Origin of the sequence: Leifsonia sp. AK011 (assembly GCF_013410945.1) — a bacterium.
Taxonomy (GTDB): domain Bacteria; phylum Actinomycetota; class Actinomycetes; order Actinomycetales; family Microbacteriaceae; genus Rhodoglobus.
In genome coordinates, this window is record NZ_JACCCH010000001.1 from 1,820,726 (window position 1) to 1,835,199 (window position 14,474).

Annotated in this window: 13 protein-coding genes; 11 read left to right on the forward strand and 2 right to left on the reverse strand. The window is 64.2% G+C overall.

The window, feature by feature from the left end:
- Positions 1–4 precede the first annotated feature (4 nt).
- The 5 genes from HDC94_RS08880 (at position 5) to HDC94_RS08900 (ending at position 7,457) form a co-directional block, all read left to right on the forward strand.
- Positions 5–925 carry an RluA family pseudouridine synthase gene (locus HDC94_RS08880; protein WP_179498969.1) on the forward strand — a complete coding sequence of 307 codons (921 nt, stop codon included), beginning with the start codon at positions 5–7 and terminating at the stop codon, positions 923–925.
- A gap of 125 nt (positions 926–1,050) precedes the next feature.
- Positions 1,051–4,518: a DNA polymerase III subunit alpha gene (gene dnaE / locus HDC94_RS08885; RefSeq protein WP_374757282.1), complete on the forward strand. Its 3,468-nt coding sequence runs from the start codon at positions 1,051–1,053 to the stop codon at positions 4,516–4,518.
- Positions 4,519–4,571: 53 nt separating this feature from the next.
- On the forward strand, positions 4,572–5,882 hold the full coding sequence (gene hisD, locus HDC94_RS08890) for a histidinol dehydrogenase (RefSeq protein ID WP_179496774.1): 1,311 nt from the start codon (positions 4,572–4,574) through the stop codon (positions 5,880–5,882).
- Between the two features lie 45 nt (positions 5,883–5,927).
- Entirely contained in the window at positions 5,928–6,395 is a 468-nt protein-coding gene (gene nrdR, locus HDC94_RS08895) for a transcriptional regulator NrdR (protein ID WP_179496776.1), read from the forward strand.
- 39 nt (positions 6,396–6,434) lie between these two features.
- Positions 6,435–7,457 (forward strand): quinone-dependent dihydroorotate dehydrogenase, encoded by a 1,023-nt coding sequence (locus HDC94_RS08900; RefSeq protein WP_179496778.1) that lies wholly within the window; start codon positions 6,435–6,437, stop codon positions 7,455–7,457.
- Positions 7,458–7,478: 21 nt separating this feature from the next.
- Here the strand turns inward: HDC94_RS08900 and HDC94_RS08905 are convergent, their stop codons facing one another.
- Positions 7,479–8,051 (reverse strand): DUF3043 domain-containing protein, encoded by a 573-nt coding sequence (locus HDC94_RS08905; RefSeq protein WP_308495680.1) that lies wholly within the window; start codon positions 8,049–8,051, stop codon positions 7,479–7,481.
- Between the two features lie 39 nt (positions 8,052–8,090).
- On the opposite strand from HDC94_RS08905, the gene HDC94_RS08910 reads away from it, so the two are divergent.
- From HDC94_RS08910 to HDC94_RS08930, 5 genes are all read left to right on the forward strand, one after another.
- Complete coding sequence (locus tag HDC94_RS08910) at positions 8,091–9,485, forward strand: dipeptidase (RefSeq protein WP_179496780.1); 1,395 nt, start codon at positions 8,091–8,093, stop codon at positions 9,483–9,485.
- Positions 9,486–9,495: 10 nt separating this feature from the next.
- Positions 9,496–9,846 (forward strand): iron-sulfur cluster assembly accessory protein, encoded by a 351-nt coding sequence (locus HDC94_RS08915; protein ID WP_179496782.1) that lies wholly within the window; start codon positions 9,496–9,498, stop codon positions 9,844–9,846.
- A gap of 165 nt (positions 9,847–10,011) precedes the next feature.
- Entirely contained in the window at positions 10,012–10,896 is an 885-nt protein-coding gene (gene coxB, locus HDC94_RS08920) for a cytochrome c oxidase subunit II (RefSeq protein WP_179498973.1), read from the forward strand.
- A gap of 5 nt (positions 10,897–10,901) precedes the next feature.
- Positions 10,902–12,617, forward strand: a complete 1,716-nt coding sequence (ctaD, locus tag HDC94_RS08925) for a cytochrome c oxidase subunit I (protein ID WP_179496784.1) — start codon at positions 10,902–10,904, stop codon at positions 12,615–12,617.
- A gap of 3 nt (positions 12,618–12,620) precedes the next feature.
- On the forward strand, positions 12,621–13,058 hold the full coding sequence (locus HDC94_RS08930; RefSeq protein WP_179496786.1) for a cytochrome c oxidase subunit 4: 438 nt from the start codon (positions 12,621–12,623) through the stop codon (positions 13,056–13,058).
- A gap of 36 nt (positions 13,059–13,094) precedes the next feature.
- Here HDC94_RS08930 and HDC94_RS08935 read toward each other — a convergent pair whose 3' ends face one another.
- Positions 13,095–13,691, reverse strand: a complete 597-nt coding sequence (locus HDC94_RS08935; protein WP_308495681.1) for a MerR family transcriptional regulator — start codon at positions 13,689–13,691, stop codon at positions 13,095–13,097.
- Positions 13,692–13,893: 202 nt separating this feature from the next.
- Between HDC94_RS08935 and HDC94_RS08940 the strand changes: the two genes are divergently transcribed.
- Positions 13,894–14,382, forward strand: a complete 489-nt coding sequence (locus HDC94_RS08940) for a DUF6194 family protein (protein WP_179496788.1) — start codon at positions 13,894–13,896, stop codon at positions 14,380–14,382.
- The last annotated feature ends 92 nt before the right edge of the window (positions 14,383–14,474 follow it).

A 14,474-nucleotide genomic window follows, 5' to 3' on the forward strand; every position in this document is an offset into this window, starting at 1 on the left:
GACGGTGGAGTCACGCAGCATGCCGGTGCCCGACGGGCTCGCCGGTGAACGAGCAGACGCCGCCCTCGCGCGCCTCCTCGGTTTCTCCCGTACCTTCGCTGCGGAGATCGTCTCCGCGAACGGCGTGACCCTCGATGGTCGGGTCCTGGGCAAGTCTGATCGGTTGGTCGCTGGCGGCTGGCTCGAGGTCGAATGGGAATCCAAGGCCGCCCCGGAGATCGTGCCAGTCATCGTGGCTGACCTGGGAATCGTCTACGACGACGATGACATCGTGGTGATCGATAAGCCGGCTGGTGTCGCGGCGCACCCGAGCATCGGGTGGGACGGTCCGACCGTGCTGGGTGCCCTCGCCGGGGCTGGCTTCACGATTGCGACGTCCGGAGCGGCCGAACGCAGGGGCATCGTCCATCGACTCGACGTCGGAACGAGTGGCTTGATGGTGGTCGCGAAGAGTGAGCGCGCCTACTCGGAGCTCAAGCGAGCATTCCACGATCGCGAGGTCGACAAGATCTATCACGCCATCGTGCAGGGCCATCCGGACCCCACGGCCGGGACCATTGATGCTCCCTTGGGGCGGCATCCCGGATCGAGCTGGAAGTTCGCTGTCGTCACCGATGGCAAACCCAGCGTGACGCACTACGAGACGCTGGAGGCGTTCCTCGCCGCGACACTTCTCGAGATAGAGCTTGAGACCGGTCGAACCCACCAGATCCGAGTCCACATGGCGGCCCAGCGCCATCCGTGTGTTGGAGACACCATGTACGGCGCCGACCCGACGTTGTCGGCGAAGCTCGGCCTCACGAGGCAGTGGCTTCATGCTCACCGGCTGGGCTTCGTTCACCCGTCGTCGGGGGAGTACGTGTCGTTCGAATCGCCGTACTCACCCGACCTTCAAGCGGCGCTTGAGGTGCTTCGCGGCGAGTAGGGCGCGTCCGAGGTGAAGCCGTCGGCGGGCGGGCTTAGTCTGGATTCCCGTCACCGATCCGAAAGATGTCAGTGCCCTCTTCCAGCGACTCGTTCGTGCATCTGCACGTCCACAGCGAGTACTCCATGCTCGACGGTGCGGCCCGCGTCGGCCCGCTCACCAAGGCTGCTGCCGAGCAGGGGATGCCGGCCATCGCTGTCACCGACCACGGCAACATGTTCGGCGCCTACGATTTCTGGAAGCAGGCGACTGCGGCGGGCCTCAAGCCCATCATCGGTACCGAGGCCTACATCACACCGGGCACCCATCGAAGCGACAAGACGCGCGTGCGTTGGGGTGGGCAGCACCAGACCCAGGACGACGTAGGTGGGTCCGGTGCCTACACGCACATGACTCTGCTCTCCGAGACCAACGAGGGCATGCACAACCTCTTCCGGTTGTCGTCGCTCGCGTCGATCGAGGGCTACTACTTCAAGCCGCGCATGGATCGCGAGCTGCTGCAGAGGTACTCCAGAGGCGTCATCGCGACCACCGGATGCGTCGGTGGAGAGGTCCAGACAAGACTCCGGCTCGGACAGTACGCCGAGGCGCGCAAGGCCGCGGGAGAGTTCCAGGACATCTTCGGCAAGGAGAACTTCTTCGCCGAGATCATGGACCACGGCATCGACATCGAGCGCCGCACCATGACCGAGCTGCTCCAGCTCGCCAAGGAGCTCGGGATGCCGCTCGTCGCGACCAACGATCTCCATTACACGCACGCCCATGACGCCACCGCCCACGCCGCGCTCCTGTGCGTCCAGTCAGCGTCGACTCTCGACGACCCCAATCGCTTCAAATTCGACTCGGACGAGTTCTATCTCAAGTCGGCGTCGGAGATGCGTTCACTCTTCAGGGACCACCCCGAGGCGTGCGACAACACCCTCCTCATCGCCGAGCGCTGCAATGTCGCGTTCAATGAGTCGGCGAACTTCATGCCGCGCTATCCCGTGCCGGATGGGCATACAGAGGCGAGTTGGTTCCTCGAGGAGGTCGAGCGCGGCCTTGAGCGCCGGTATCCGAACGGCATCTCCGACGAGGTGCGTGCGCGGGCCGATTACGAGGCTGGCGTCATCACGCAGATGGGGTTCCCCGGTTACTTCCTCGTCGTCGCCGACTTCATCGGGTGGTCGAAGAAGAACGGCATCCGTGTCGGTCCCGGTCGTGGTTCGGGAGCAGGCTCGATGGCCGCCTATGCCATGGGCATCACAGACCTCGATCCTCTCGTTCACGGGTTGCTCTTCGAGCGCTTCCTCAATCCCGACCGTGTCTCCATGCCCGACTTCGACGTCGACTTCGACGACCGTCGCCGCGGCGAGGTCATCCGCTACGTGACCGAGAAGTACGGGGACGAGCGCGTGGCCCAGATCGTCACGTACGGAACGATCAAGGCCAAGCAGGCGCTCAAGGACTCCTCGCGTGTGCTCGGCTTCCCCTTCGGCATGGGCGAGAAGCTCACGAAGGCAATGCCGCCGCCCATCATGGGCAAGGACATGCCCCTGTCGGGCATTCTGGACAAGACGCACGAGCGCTACAAGGAAGCGGCTGACTTCCGCGGCGTCATCGACACGGACATGGAGGCCAAGAAGGTCTTCGACACCGCCCTCGGCATCGAGAACCTGAAGCGCCAGTGGGGTGTGCACGCGGCAGGCGTCATCATGTCGTCCGACCCCCTCATCGACATCATCCCGATCATGCGTCGCGAACAGGACGGCCAGATCGTCACCCAGTTCGACTACCCGGCGGCTGAGGCTCTTGGTCTCATCAAGATGGACTTCCTGGGGCTGCGCAACCTCACGATCATCGACGACGCGCTCGACAACATAGAGTCCAACCGCGGGCACCGCCCCGTCCTCGAAGACCTCGAACTCGATGACCCGGCCGCGTATGAGCTACTCGGTCGCGGCGATACTCTTGGCGTGTTCCAGCTGGATGGTGGGCCGATGCGCTCGCTTCTCAAGCTCATGAAGCCCGATAACTTCGAGGACATCTCGGCCGTCATCGCTCTGTACCGCCCTGGCCCCATGGGTGCGAACTCCCACACGAACTACGCGCTGCGCAAGAACGGTCTGCAGCCGATCACGCCCATCCACCCCGAGCTCGAAGCGCCACTGGCCGACATCCTCGACACCACCTACGGCCTCATCATCTACCAGGAGCAGGTGATGGCGATCGCCCAGCGCGTGGCCGGATTCTCGCTCGGCCAGGCCGACATCCTCCGCCGCGCCATGGGTAAGAAGAAGAAGTCCGAACTCGACAAGCAGTACGAGGGTTTCGAAGCTGGCATGAAGTCGAACGGCTTCTCGGATGCCGCGATCAAGACGCTCTGGGACATCCTGCTGCCCTTCTCCGACTACGCGTTCAACAAGGCTCACTCCGCCGCGTACGGTGTGATCTCGTACTGGACTGCCTACCTCAAGGCGCACTATCCCGCCGAGTACATGGCCGCGCTCCTCACGAGCGTCGGCGATGCGAAGGACAAGCTCGCCCTGTACCTGAACGAGTGTCGCCGCATGAAGATCAACGTGCTACCCCCCGATGTCAATGAGTCGATCGGATTCTTTGCGGCAGTCGGCGACGACATCCGCTTCGGGCTTGGTGCGGTGCGCAACGTCGGTTTCTCAGTCGTCGAACAGATCCGAGCAGCGCGCACCGAGAAGGGTGCTTTCACGTCCTTCCACGACTTCCTGCGCAAGGTGCCCATCCAGGTCGCGAACAAGCGCACGGTCGAATCCCTCATCAAGGCGGGTGCGTTCGACTCGTTGGGTGCTACGAGGCGCGCTCTGCTGGAGATCCACGAGGATGCCGTGGATTCTGCGGTGAGTGTCAAGCGCAATGAAGCGAACGGTCAGGTCGGGTTCGATTTCGACAGCCTCTGGGATGAACCGGAAGCCGTTGACCACGTGCCACAACGTCCGGAGTGGGCCAAGCGTGACAAACTCGCCTACGAACGCGAGATGCTCGGACTCTACGTGTCCGACCACCCACTCGCTGGCCTCGAGGTGCAGCTTGCGAAGCACGCGAGTTCGACCATCACCGAGATACTCGGGGGTGATGTCGCGCAGGACGGCGAGCACGTCACGATCGCCGGACTCATCACGAGCGTGCAGCATCGGGTTGCCCGGAATTCGGGCAACCAGTACGGCATCGCGACGATCGAGGACTTCGCCGGTGAGATCAGCGTCATGTTCCTCGGAAAGACCTATCAGGAGTTCTCGCCGGCCCTCACCAACGATGCGATTGTGGTGGTTCGTGGGCGAGTGAGTGTGCGCGACGACGGGATGAACCTCCACGCGGTGAGCATGTTCACCCCGGACACCGGTGCGAGCCTCGGTTCCGGGCCACTGGTGATCTCCGTTCAGGAGCAGCGGGCCACCACTGAGGTGATCACGGCACTCAATGACGTGCTGATCAGGCACCGCGGCGAGAACGAGGTGAGGCTGAGACTCATCCGCGGCGACAGTGCCCGTGTTTTCGAAGTGCCGTACCCGGTCACGGTCTCCGCCGATCTCTATGGCGAACTCAAGAGCCTCCTCGGCCCGTCCTGCCTCGGCTAGCCGCCCCTGCCCACGCGATCCGTCGAATCGCCACGAACTAACATGGACACGCCATGATGCGCACACTTGATCTCCGCGAGCTCCAACCAACCCGGTCCGAACTCGGGGAGTTGGTGCCCCGAGCGAGCGTCGACGTCTCCGTCGCCACGAGCACGGCCCACGATCTCATCAACGAGGTACGGATGAACGGGGAGCTGGCGCTTCTCGAGCAAGCCGAGCGCCTCGATGGGGTCCGTCCGCCGCGCATCCGGGTTCACGCGGACGAGATCTCGGCTGCCGTGCGAGGACTCAGACCGGAGGTGCGCGAGGCGCTCGAGGCGGCCATCGATCGAGTCCGTCTCGTGTCGGAGGCCCAGGTGCCCGCGGGGGCTGTCACAGACGTGGCGCCCGGAGCCCGAATCATCCAGAGATGGCAGCCGGTCACTCGCGTCGGGCTCTATGTGCCGGGCGGAAAGGCGGTATACCCGTCGAGCGTGGTGATGAATGTCGTTCCCGCCCAGGTTGCCGGAGTGTCATCGCTCGCGATCGCCTCGCCACCCCAGCGCGGATTCGACGGTGCCGTGCATCCGACGATCCTCGGTGCCGCTGGACTTCTCGGTATCGACGAGGTTTACGCCATGGGTGGTGCGGGCGCCATCGGCGCACTCGCGTACGGCGTGCCCGACCTCTCGCTCGAGCCCGTCGATGTCATCACCGGGCCGGGGAATGTCTACGTGGCCGCCGCGAAGCGGCTGGTTCGTGGCGTTGTCGGAATCGACTCCGAGGCGGGCCCCACGGAGATCCTGGTCATCGCGGATGCCAGCGCGGATGCCACGCTCGTGGCCGCCGACCTCGTGAGCCAGGCCGAACACGACGAACTCGCCGCAGCAGTTCTCGTCACCGACTCCGAGGAGCTCGCAACCGCCGTCATGGCGGAGGTTGCCCGGCTGGCGCAGCAGACTGCGCACGCCGACCGGGTAGCCATCTCCCTCCGCGGCGAACAGTCGGCTGTCGTCCTGGTCTCGGATCTTGCTGCGGCCGCGGCGTTCAGCAACGCCTACGGCCCGGAGCATCTGGAACTCCAGGTGCGTGATTCTGGGGCGCTCCTCGACCAGATCGACAACGCCGGCGCCATCTTCCTCGGCGCGTACTCGCCGGTGAGCCTCGGTGACTATCTCGCGGGGTCCAACCACGTTCTTCCGACGGGCGGCCAGTCGCGTTTCTCGTCGGGGCTCGGTGCGTACACCTTTCTTCGCCCGCAACAGGTCATCGAGTACGACAGGGACGCACTCCAGCAGGTCGAACAGCGGATCGTCGCGCTCAGCTCGGCCGAGGATCTTCCCGCTCACGGCGCAGCCGTCACCGCACGATTCCCCGAGCAGTGAGCTGTCCCGGCTTACTGCCCGGTGAGGGCGTATCCTTGAGGCACCATGTTCTGCCCGTTCTGCCGCCATCCTGACAGCCGCGTTATCGACTCACGAACGAGCGATGACGGGCTCTCGATCCGGCGGCGGCGGCAGTGCCCGGAATGCGGGCGACGCTTCTCGACCACCGAGACTGCGAGTCTCAGTGTGATCAAGCGGAATGGTGTCGTCGAACCCTTCAGTCGCGAGAAGATCGTCTCGGGCGTGCGCAAGGCTTGCCAGGGTCGTCCCGTCACGGATACCGATCTCGCGGTTCTCGCCCAGCGCGTCGAGGAGACGATCCGTGCCACGGGCGCCGCGCAGATCGAAGCGAACGACATCGGTCTTGCCATCCTGACACCCCTGCGCGAGCTCGATGAGGTCGCCTACCTGCGGTTCGCGAGTGTTTACCAGGGGTTCGACTCGCTCGACGATTTCGAGGCGGCGATCACGCTGCTGCGTGTCGACCACGAGTCGAGCGAGACGACCTCCTGACCGATCCAGTCGGCCGCTGACCGATACCCTTGCAGCAGCATGTATCGACTCCTCTTCACCCTCGTTCTCTCGCGCATGGATCCGGAGCGGGCACACGGCCTCGCATTCGCCGTCATCCGTGCCCTTCCCACTCTCGGCCTGGGCCGTCTCGTCGCTCGATTCACGCGTCCTGACCGTCGCCTGGAGGTGAGGGCGCTCGGGTTGACCTTCCCGTCCCCGTTTGGGCTGGCAGCCGGTTTCGACAAGGAGGGTTCGGGCATCAGGGGCTTGGGAGACCTGGGTTTCGGGCACATCGAGGTCGGGACCATCACGGCTCAGGCGCAACCGGGCAACCCTCGTCCGAGGCTGTTCCGGCTCGTTGCCGACCGCGCGGTCATCAACCGCATGGGCTTCAACAATCACGGCGCAGCGACCGCGCGCGAGGTCATCGCCAAGGCAGCGGGGCGAGCGGACCGGCCCGTTATCGGCATCAACATCGGCAAGTCGCGTGTAGTCGATGTGGATGCCGCGACCGACGACTACCTCGTGAGCGCGCGGGCCCTGGCCCCTCTTGCGGACTACCTCGTGGTCAACGTCAGTTCTCCCAATACGCCCGGCCTGCGAGGACTCCAGGAACTCGAGAAGCTGCGCCCCCTGCTCGAGGCAGTGAAGGCAGCAGCGGGGGAGACCCCTGTGCTCGTCAAGATCGCCCCGGATCTCAGCGACGGGGAGGTCGGCACCATAGCGAATCTCGCGGTCGAGCTCGTCGACGGCATCATCGCGACCAACACGACCCTGTCCAGGGAGGGTCTCGCGACCGAGAGGGCCGTTGTCGAGGCCGCAGGCGCTGGGGGACTCTCGGGTGCCCCGCTCGCGGCGCGGTCCCTCGAACTGCTCCGCCTCATCCGGTCGATCGTGCCGGAGGACTTCTGCGTGATCTCCGTGGGCGGCATCGAAACGGCTGAAGACGTTCGCGCCCGCCTGAATGCCGGCGCGACCCTGGTCCAGGGCTACACGGCGTTCCTCTACCTCGGCCCGCTGTGGGCACGCTCGATCAACCGAGGGCTCGCGAAGTCGCTCTGAACGGCTCCGGCGGAGTAGTGGCTACTCGGGGTAAGCGCCGCGTCGCACCTGCGGCTTGGGGAGGCGCATCATCCGCAACTGAAGGGCGCGCATCGCTGCGTACCATCGCACCTTCTCCACGCGGTCCTCTCCGAACTTCGCCTTGAGCTTGCGCGTGACCTGGAAGCCGAGCAATACCGCGTCGGCTGCCGCGACGATGAAGAACGCCCACAGCGCGATGAGGCCGATGGCCTGAACGTTGGGGTCGGGGAGGAACGTGAGGATGATCACCACGAACATCAGCGGGATGAGAATCTCGCCGAAGCTGAAGCGCGCATCGACGTAGTCGCGCACGTATCGCTTCTGGGGCCCGCGGTCACGGATCGGCAGGTAACGCTCATCACCGTTGGCCATGCCGATGCGCGCCTTGTCGCGCTGCAGCTGGGCATCGGCGCGTGCCTTGCGCCGGGCCTCAGCACGGTCGTTCGAGACGAGGGGTCGCTTGCGCGCCTCCTCCTTCTCGCGACGGGTCGGCGTGGGGCGCCCCTTACCCACCGTGGGCTGCTCGGAAGCAGTCTCGACGGTCGACGGTGTGCTGGAAGGTGTCTTGGCCACGATGATCCTCGCCTCTTGAGTCTGCTTAAGATTACTCGCATGACCGAAATCGATCAGCACGCCCTCTTCCCGGCCCTTGATGAGGCGGTGAGATCCGGCCTGCCGAGCGCGGTATCCGATCTCGGGTCGCTGGTCAGGATCCCCTCCGTGTCGTGGGATGGATTCGACCCGGCCCACGTGGCGGCAAGCGCCGAGGCAATCCGGGCGCTCGTCGACGGTCTCGAGATCTTCGAGAACGTCCAGGTCTCCACCGCTCCGATCGACGACGAGCGGAACGGGCATCCGGCGGTCTTGGCGACTCGGGCGGCCCGCAACGGCAGGCCGACCATCCTCCTGTACGCGCACCACGATGTGCAGCCTCCTGGCAAGGACGAGGACTGGGAGTCAGCTCCCTTCGAGCCGACTGTCCGGGGGGATCGGCTGTACGGGCGCGGGGCGGCGGATGACAAGGCCGGCGTCATGGCTCACGTGGCAGCCCTTCGTGCCTTCGTAGCGACCGTGGGCCCAGACTTCGACCTGGGTCTCGCCCTCTTCATCGAGGGCGAGGAGGAGTTCGGCTCCCGCTCGTTCGCCAACTTCATCACCCAGCACCGCGATGAACTCGCAGCCGATGTGATCGTCGTGGCGGATTCGGACAACTGGGACGTCGACACCCCATCTCTCACCGTCGCGTTGAGGGGCATGGTCGCTTTCAAGCTCACCGTTTCGACTCTCGACCATGCGAGTCACTCTGGGATGTTCGGGGGAGCGGCCCCGGACGCGATGCTCGCGATGGTTCGTCTCCTGTCGACCTTCCATGCGGAGGACGGGTCGGTCGCCGTCGACGGACTCACCTCGCGGGATGCCACGACTCCGGAGTACTCGGAGGGGCGCCTGGCAGAAGAAGCAGCCTTCCTGCCCGGGGTGCGTCCCGTCGGTCACGGCAGCGTGCTGAGCCGAATGTGGAACCAACCCGCGATCACGATCACCGGCATCGACGCGCCGACTGTGGAGCAGGCATCCAACACACTCCTCCCGTCGGTGACGGTGAAGGTCAGTGCTCGTGTCGCCCCCGGCCAGGTCGCCAGGGCTGCCTTCGAGGCGATCGAGCGACACATCGCAGCGAACGCTCCCTTCGGCGCGACCGTGACAATCGACGACGTCGACTTGGGCAATCCGTTTCTCGTCGACACGAGTGGGTGGGCCGTCGCGGAGGCCGAGGATGCCATGCGCCAGGCGTGGGGGCGCCCAGCGAGGGAAACGGGCATCGGTGGCAGCATCCCGTTCATCTCCGACCTGGTCGACGTGTTTCCCGAAGCCCAGATTCTCGTGACGGGAGTCGAGGACCCCGATTCGCGGGCCCACAGCCCCAATGAGTCCCTGCATCTCGGAGTCTTCCGGCGCGCGATTCTCACCGAGGCCGTACTACTCGCAAAGCTCGAGGGGCGGGCGTAGAATGGTGGACATGACAGATACCGCCATCTCCACCCACGGCGTGGGCCTCACAGACGCCGCTGCGAGCAAGGTTCGCAGCCTGCTTGAGCAGGAGGGTCGCGATGACCTCCGCCTGCGGCTTGCGGTTCAGCCGGGCGGATGCTCCGGCCTGATCTACCAGCTCTACTTCGACGAGCGGGCGCTCGACGGCGATGCCATCGCCGAGTTTGCGGATGGTGTCGAGGTCGTCGTCGACAAGATGAGCGTGCCGTACCTCGATGGAGCGACCATCGATTTCGAGGACACGATCCAGAAGCAGGGGTTCACGATCGACAACCCCAACGCGGAAGGGTCCTGCGCCTGCGGAGACAGCTTCCACTGATTCTTCCCGGCGCTGAGTCGCCGCCAGTTCTCCACGAAAACGCGCCCTTCGGGGCGCGTTTTTCGCTTCCGTTTCGCGTGTCCACGGGTCGCCGTGCGTTCGGGGGAGCCCGTCGCGGTTATAGACTGGGCGGGAGTGAAGTCCGAGTTCTGCGAGAGGTCACAGGTGCGCTCTAAACAGCATCTTCGATGGGCGGCCGTGCCAATTGGCATTGCCGTTGCAATCATTCTTGCCGGGTGCACCCAGGAGCAGCTTCAGGGCTGGCTCCCCGGTGATCCCGACACCACAAACCACACATCGCGCATCATCGGGCTCTGGGTGACGTCCTGGATCGTGCTGCTCGTGGTGGGTCTCGTGACCTGGGCCCTCATCCTCTGGGCCGCAGTCGTGTACCGTCGCCGCAAGGGCCAGACCGGCCTTCCCGTGCAGCTGCGCTACAACCTGCCGGTGGAGATCTTCTACACTGTCGTGCCGCTCATCCTCGTGCTCGGGTTCTTCGCCTTTACGGCCCGCGACCAGGCAGCCATCGAGGAGCCGACTGCGAATCCCGACGTGCAGATCGAGGTCTTCGGCAAGCGCTGGGCCTGGGACTTCAACTACGTCACCGATGACGCCTACTACTCGGGTGTCCAGGCGGACTTCCTTCCGGACGGTTCGATCGACACGCGGACGCTTCCGGTGCTGGTCCTTCCCGTGGACAAGACCGTCGAGGTCAAGATCGAGTCCCGTGATGTCATCCACTCCTTCTGGGTCGTCGACTTCCTCTACAAGAAGGACATGATTCCCGGCAAGAGCAACTACATGTACTTCACGCCGACGAAGATCGGCACGTACGCCGGCAAGTGTGCCGAGCTGTGCGGCGAGTACCACTCGCTCATGCTCTTCAGCGTCGAGGTCGTCTCGCAGGAGGACTACGACGCCTACATCGAGCGCCTCAAGGCTGGCGACTTCGCTCCCTATGGCGGCGAGGGCCAGATCGGCGCCGACTACAACGTGAACCAGAACCTGCCGGGCAACGAGGGCAGCGGCACCGAGGGCACCGAGGACTAACGACGATGACCACAGCAACCATTGCAACTCCGGGCATCTCGACTTCGGCCGAGCGCAAGGGCAACGTACTCGTCAAGTGGATCACCTCCACTGACCACAAGACGATCGGGTATCTCTACCTGATCACGTCGTTCTTCTACTTCCTTCTTGGCGGCGTGATGGCGCTCGTCATCCGCGCTCAGCTCTTCGCTCCGGGCATCTCCGTCGTAGCGACGGGGGAGCAGTACAACCAGCTCTTCACGATGCACGGCACGATCATGCTGCTCATGTTCGCGACGCCGCTCTTCGCGGGCTTCGCCAACGTGCTCATGCCGCTCCAGATCGGTGCCCCGGATGTCGCGTTCCCCCGTCTGAACGCGTTCGCCTACTGGCTCTTCAACTTCGGTAGCCTCATCGCGGTCGCGGGCTTCCTCACCCCCCAGGGTGCGGCCTCCTTCGGCTGGTTCGCCTACGCGCCGCTGTCGAGCACGACCTTCTCGCCCGGTTTCGGCGGAAACCTGTGGGTCTTCGGTCTGGCCCTGAGCGGTTTCGGAACGATCCTCGGTGCGGTCAACTTCATCACCACGATCATCACGATGCGCGCTCCCGGTATGACGATGTGGCGCATGCCGATCTTCACGTGGAACACCCTCGTGACCTCGCTGCTCGTGCTGATGGCGTTCCCCGTGCTTGCAGCAGCGCTGTTCGGCCTCGGCGCGGACCGCGTCTTCGATGCGCACATCTACGATCCCGCCAATGGTGGTGTGATCCTCTGGCAGCATCTGTTCTGGTTCTTCGGGCATCCGGAGGTCTACATCATCGCGCTGCCGTTCTTCGGCATCGTCTCGGAGATCTTCCCGGTGTTCAGCCGCAAGCCGATCTTCGGCTACAAGACCCTCGTATTTGCGACGATTGCTATCGCGGCACTGTCGATCACTGTGTGGGCTCACCACATGTACGTCACAGGATCGGTACTTCTGCCGTTCTTCGCGCTCCTGACGATGCTCATCGCGGTCCCCACCGGTGTGAAGATCTTCAACTGGGTCGGAACGATGTGGCGCGGTTCCGTGACATTCGAGTCGCCGATGCTCTGGGCCATCGGCTTCCTCATCACGTTCACGTTCGGCGGACTGACCGGTGTCATCCTCGCTTCGCCGCCCCTCGACTTCCACGTCTCGGACAGCTACTTCGTCGTTGCCCACTTCCACTACGTCGTCTTCGGTACCGTGGTGTTCGCGATGTTCGCTGGCTTCTACTTCTGGTGGCCGAAGTGGACCGGCAAGATGCTCAACGATCGCCTCGGCAAGATCCACTTCTGGCTTCTGTTCATCGGATTCCACACGACGTTCCTGATCCAGCACTGGATCGGCGTCGTGGGCCTTCCGCGTCGTTACCGCACCTACCTCGAAGAGGATGGTGTGACGTGGATGAACCAGGTCTCGACGATTGGTGCAGCCATTCTCGCGATCTCGATGCTGCCGTTCTTCTACAACGTCTACATCACGGCTCGCAAGGCGCCGAAGGTCACCGTGAACGACCCGTGGGGTTATGCGCGTTCGCTCGAGTGGGCCACGAGTTGCCCGCCCCCGCGTCACAACTTCACGTCAATCCCACGAATCCGTTCGGAGTCTCCTGCGTTCGATCTGAACCACCCCGAGGCCGGAATTCCAGTAGGCATCGGGCCGCTGAAGGACGCCCCGGAGGCTCCCGTCTACGATGCTGCCGATGAGAAGGTGAAGTAACCCATGGGTACCAATGTCCGGTTGTTCTGGATTCTCGCCGGGTTCTTCCTCTTCGCGGCCGCGCTGTACACGGGGTGGTCGATTCTGGCCAACCATCAGGATGTCGAGTGGTTCAACAAGATCGAATGGGTTGGCTCCATCGCCATTCTGCTCTCGGGGGCCCTGGCGATCCTGATCGCTTTCTATCTCGGTCTCGTCGTCCGTTCCCAGGGTGGCGAACTGCCGGAGGACCGCTTGGACGCGGACATCGACGACGGTGACGCAGAGCAGGGCCACTTCAGCCCCTGGAGCTGGTGGCCGATTGTTCTCGCCTTCTCGGCTGCGATCGTCGTTCTTGGGCTCGCGATCGGACCCTGGCTCTCGTTCATCGGTGTCGGCCTCCTGCTCGTCGCGATCGTCGGCTGGGTCTACGAGTACTACCGCGGCTACTTCGCCCGTTAGAACGGCTCCCAGTCCGCTGGAGCGGATATTGGCGGCCTAGTGGTCGCTATTCATGGCATCATGCGGATCGAGTGTTTTCAGCATCTCGACGATGTCCGTACCCGCCCGCAGGAGCGCAGCGGAACGGGACGCAATCGTCTGGAGTCGGTCGCGAAGTGCCTCGCGCGCGTTGCCTGTGTCGCCGAGTGCACGTAGCGATGTCATGACGCTCTGGACTGCCGGGATTCGGTACCCTCCCGCACGGAGCGCTGCGACGATTCGGGCATCTCTGACGGCATCGGGCGGATAGCGTCGCGCGGCGAGTGGTTCTTCTCGGTCGGGGGTAAGCAGTCCCTGGTGCTCCCAGAAGCGGAGGGTGGATGAGCGTACGCCGAGCGCTGCGGAGAGTTCGGAGATGCTCATCACGTCTGCCGGTGCTGGGGGCGCGTCGTGGCTCCGTTCTTCCACGATGCCGTCGAGAGCGTGGAGCGCGGCGATCGTGTCGTCGCGGGAGCGGGCGAGTTCGACGTGCAGTGTGACGATACGGGCGATGGCCTCGTCGCCGGGCAGATCACGTATCTCGCGCATCGTCGCACGCGCGATCACCGGACCGACCGCAAACGCCAGGTAACGGTACGCGCGAAGAGCGGCCACGTGGATGCTGGTGAATTGTCGGTATCCGTTGGACTGTCGAATCGCGGCTGGAATCACGCGGAGGTGTTCGAGATCTCGAACTTGCTGAACTGAGTAACCGGAGACGGCGGCGAGACCACTTGTCGTGTAGCGCTGGGAGCTGCGAGCAGCAGCCATCATCGTGCGCAACCCTCCATCAGCGCTTCAAGCTGACACTTGAAGCATGACTATCGAACTGATTCTGGCAGAAGTCCGAAACTACGACGGGGTACTCGAGCTCGCGCCCCTGCCCGGAAGCGAACACCCGGAGATCTCATGGGGCGACTACTTTTTCTACTATGCCCCGGACGGGCGGGTGCCACGCAACCGGCAGCCCTACGCCACGATCGTGACCAAGGACTACCCGGATGACGCTGGGTCTCGTCTCGACGAGGGTCGGCGGTGGCGACTGAACATTCACGTAGGAACGGCCGTCTTCACAGAGCTCCTCGGATACCCACCAGAGCGGAGTGAGGGCTCCAGTGTCGACTACAGCACCAGCGACACGTTTCTCCCTCATCCTCTCTATGGGCCATACGGGTGGGTCTGCATCGTGAACCCCGGAACCGCGACGATCAACCGCCCGCTAGCGGTGCTGCGCGGGGCACATGTGGCCGACCGGCAGCGAGTGGTTCGCAGACAAAGCCGGAGCTCTGGTTCACGAATCGATTGAGCACCGATGCTGCTCGGGACCCACCTCTGACGTCGGAAGGCCGGGCATCTCCTGCCTCGTGCCACGGTCATCGTCGAAGGGCACAGCGAAGA

Bases quoted from the DNA above. Each gene is read 5' to 3' on its own strand.
- HDC94_RS08940 (WP_179496788.1), top strand. From the start codon at position 13,894: ATGACTATCGAACTGATTCTGGCAGAAGTCCGAAACTACGACGGGGTA.
- ctaD (WP_179496784.1), top strand. From the start codon at position 10,902: ATGACCACAGCAACCATTGCAACTCCGGGCATCTCGACTTCGGCCGAG.
- dnaE (WP_374757282.1), top strand. From the start codon at position 1,051: ATGCTCGACGGTGCGGCCCGCGTCGGCCCGCTCACCAAGGCTGCTGCC.
- HDC94_RS08930 (WP_179496786.1), top strand. From the start codon at position 12,621: ATGGGTACCAATGTCCGGTTGTTCTGGATTCTCGCCGGGTTCTTCCTC.
- HDC94_RS08900 (WP_179496778.1), top strand. From the start codon at position 6,435: ATGTATCGACTCCTCTTCACCCTCGTTCTCTCGCGCATGGATCCGGAG.
- hisD (WP_179496774.1), top strand. From the start codon at position 4,572: ATGATGCGCACACTTGATCTCCGCGAGCTCCAACCAACCCGGTCCGAA.
- HDC94_RS08910 (WP_179496780.1), top strand. From the start codon at position 8,091: ATGACCGAAATCGATCAGCACGCCCTCTTCCCGGCCCTTGATGAGGCG.
- HDC94_RS08915 (WP_179496782.1), top strand. From the start codon at position 9,496: ATGACAGATACCGCCATCTCCACCCACGGCGTGGGCCTCACAGACGCC.
- nrdR (WP_179496776.1), top strand. From the start codon at position 5,928: ATGTTCTGCCCGTTCTGCCGCCATCCTGACAGCCGCGTTATCGACTCA.